Annotated in this window: 1 protein-coding gene; it reads right to left on the minus strand. The window is 27.1% G+C overall.

Translation table 11 applies throughout. The features are described 5' to 3' along the window. Nucleotides 1-225, minus strand: a 225-nt coding sequence (locus TP70_RS10580; protein ID WP_044361545.1) for a replication initiation protein, incomplete at both ends; no start/stop codon positions are given.

Here is a 225-nt window from a genome sequence, read left to right on the forward strand (position 1 = left end):
AATCCTAATTCATTAATAATAGGAGTCAGGACTTTTTGGTTAATATGTGTCATACGATAACTAGCAGGAATATCTAATCGTTCTCTAAAATCATTAATTTGTATCTTGAAATACCCTGTATGTTTATATTGTTTTAGTAGTCTAAACATATTTTTCGAATAAGTGGATTTAAGATGCGTCATTTCTTTTAATTCAAACTTAGTAAAATCTGCAGTGATTTCATTT

The sequence above is a fragment of the Staphylococcus microti genome (genome assembly GCF_000934465.1).
GTDB lineage: Bacteria > Bacillota > Bacilli > Staphylococcales > Staphylococcaceae > Staphylococcus > Staphylococcus microti.